The following is a 2,981-nucleotide window of genomic DNA, read 5'->3' on the forward strand; positions in this document are numbered from 1 at the left end:
TGGCCGCGGCGCTGCCGGACCTGCCCTACGCCTGCGGGCTGGGCACGGTGTCGCTGATGGCCGGGGACGTCGCCGCAGATCCGCTGGTCCCGGTGGCCGGGGCACTGCCGGTGCGCGAGGTGGCCGTGGACGAGGAGCTGCTGCACCGGTACGCGGCCGGCCCGGAGCGCCGGCAGTGGTGGCTGGACCGGCTGAAGCGCTGCCATGCCCGGCTGCTTGGTTAAACGCTAAAGGTTCACCGCTTATTCACCTTCCCTGCGGTTTCCGGACGGATTCCGCTGCGACGCTGGGCGCGGCCGGTCCCGCGGGCAAGTCCGCCGGACCTCACTCGCAGATTTGGAAGGCAAGTTACCGTGACTGAATCCAAGAAGCGCCTGCTGCCGATGCTGGGCCATATCGGGGGCAACCGCAGTGCCATCACCTGCGCGCTCAAGTGCCACAACGCCTGCGCGCACGAGGTCTGCAACACCTCGGGCAACAGCTATTTCCGGGACGTCGCCTCGGCGGGCTTCTCCCGCCGCTCCCTGCTCGGTGCCGGCGGCGCCGGAGCGCTGGCGCTGATGTTCGGCGGTGCCGGTGCCGCACCGGCTGCTGCCGGCACTCCCGGCGGGCTGGCCCCGGCCGCCAAGTCCTTCGGCAACCGGAGCCGGCTGCAGTTCACCGGCATCCGGGCCGTGGACCACGCGGTGGACAAGGTGACCGTGCCGAAGGGCTTCGGCTGGCAGCCCGTCATCCGCTGGGGCGACCCGCTGTTCACGGACTCGGCCGAGTTCGATCCGGAGCGCCAGACGCCGGAGTCCCAGGCCGGCCAGTTCGGGTACAACAACGACTATCTGGACATCATCGAAATCCCGGGCAGCAAGGGCCGCCGGGCGGTGCTGTTCTCCAACCACGAGTACACCAACGAAGGCATCATGTTCCCGCCCGGGATGGACGCATCCGCCGTGCGCCGCACCGCCATGGCCGCGCACGGCCTGTCCGTCGTCGAACTCGAGCGCAAGGCCACGGGGCGGCCGTGGCGGTACGTGCGCGGGGCCAGGCTGAACCGCCGCTTCCTGCTGGACACCGAATACGAGCTGACCGGCCCCGCCGCCGGCTCCGAGCTGCTGAAGACCCAGGCCGACCCCGCCGGCCGCAAGGTCCTGGGCACCCTCAACAACTGCGCCGGCGGCACCACCCCGTGGGGCACCGTGCTCTCCGGCGAGGAGAACTTCAACGGCTACTTCAAGGTCTCCGCTCCCACCGCCGAGCAGCGCCGCTACGGCATCACCTCCGCCGCCACCGGGCGCGGCTGGGAACTCGAGGAGACCCGCCTCGATCTGGACCGGCCGGAGGGCCGGAACGAAGACAACCGCTTCGGCTGGATCGTCGAGGTCGACCCGTTCGATCCGTCCTCCACCCCGCGCAAGCACACCGCCCTGGGCCGCTTCAAGCACGAGGGGGCGAACGTCACCATCGCCGAATCCGGCCGCGCGGTGGCCTACTCCGGCGACGACGAGCGCTTCGACTACCTGTACAAGTTCGTCTCCAAGGGCAAGTACATCGAGGGCGACAAGGCCCACAACATGACCCTGCTGACCGAGGGCGACCTGTACGTGGCCAAGTTCGCCGGCAACTCGCCGAAGAACCAGATCGACGGTTCCGGCACCCTGCCCTCCGACGGCGGGTTCGACGGCACGGGCACCTGGCTGCCGCTGGTCCTCAACGGCCGCAGCATGATCGAGGGCATGAGCATCGAGCAGGTGCTGGTTTACACCCGCCTGGCCGCGGACAAGGCCGGGGCCACCAGGATGGACCGGCCCGAGGACGTGGAGGTCAGCCCGCGCACCGGCAAGGTCTACATGGCCTGCACCAACAACACCAGGCGCACCGCGGACCAGGCGGACGAGGCCAACCCGCGGAAGGCAAACAAGAACGGCCACGTCATCGAAATCACCGAAACCGGCGGACAGGACTCGACGGCCTTCACCTGGAACATCCTGCTGATGGCCGGCGACCCGGCCGTGGACAAGGACGTCTACTTCGCCGGCTACCCGGCGGAGAAGGTCCAGCCGATCTCCTGCCCGGACAACCTGGCCTTCGACGCCGCCGGCAACCTGTGGATCTCCACCGACGGCCAGCCGGGCACCGTCCAGCGCAATGACGGCCTGTTCCGCGTCACCCTCGGGGGAGCCGAGCGCGGCAAGGTGGAGCAGTTCCTGGCCGTTCCCACCGAGGCCGAGACCTGCGGTCCGCTGATCCACGACGAGGACGGGCTGGTCTTCGTGGCCGTCCAGCACCCCGGCGAGGACGGCTCCTGGGACCGGCAGCACTCGCAGTTCCCCGACTACGTGCCCGCCGGCGGCCGGCCGAAGAAGGGCCAGGCGGCGCTGCCCCGTCCGGCCGTGATCCAGATGTACAAGGGCCGCGGCAGGTAAGCGGGCCGGGCAGGCGGGGCCCGCCCAAGACCGGCAGCCGCGTCCCTATCGTGGCGCCCCAGCGACACGGTAGGGCCTGCCCCGCTCGGTAGGATGGGAAGGTGGCCGCCCTGCTCAGTTCCATGCAATCCGCACGCTCTGCCGTCGCCGTCCTGGTCCGCGAGGGGGTGCGGGACGTGGTGGTTGCGCCCGGTTCGCGCAGCGCCCCGCTGGCGTACGCGCTGGCCGAAGCCGAGGACCGCGGCGAACTGCGGCTGCACGTGCGGATCGACGAACGGGTGGCCGGCTTCACCGCGCTCGGCCTGTCCCTGGGCTCGCGGCGGGCGGTACCCGTGGTGACCACCTCGGGTACCGCGGTAGGGGAGCTGCTGCCGGCGGTGATGGAAGCCAACCACGCCGGGGTGCAGCTGGTGGTCCTCTCCGCGGACCGGCCCGAGGAACTGCGGGGGACCGGCGCCAACCAGACCACGGTGCAGCCCGGGCTGTTCGGCGGCCATGTCCGGTACGCCGTCGACATCCCGGCCGGGGAGGATCCGGCCGCTGACCTGGGCCGCGGGCTGCGCG

The 2,981-nt window shown here is 70.8% G+C and carries 2 protein-coding genes and 1 pseudogene; all 3 read left to right on the forward strand.

What is annotated here, in order from left to right; translation table 11 throughout:
• Positions 1-224: pseudogene (locus ACFQ36_RS21880) on the forward strand (O-succinylbenzoate synthase); the annotation flags it as partial.
• Between the two features lie 159 nt (positions 225-383).
• Positions 384-2,417 carry a PhoX family protein gene (locus ACFQ36_RS21885; protein WP_377017529.1) on the forward strand — a complete coding sequence of 678 codons (2,034 nt, stop codon included), beginning with the start codon at positions 384-386 and terminating at the stop codon, positions 2,415-2,417.
• A gap of 122 nt (positions 2,418-2,539) precedes the next feature.
• Positions 2,540-2,981: thiamine pyrophosphate-binding protein (locus ACFQ36_RS21890; protein ID WP_377017531.1), on the forward strand; the 442-nt coding region annotated here is incomplete at its 3' end.

It is taken from the genome of Arthrobacter sp. GCM10027362 (assembly GCF_042679445.1).
Classification (GTDB): domain Bacteria; phylum Actinomycetota; class Actinomycetes; order Actinomycetales; family Micrococcaceae; genus Crystallibacter.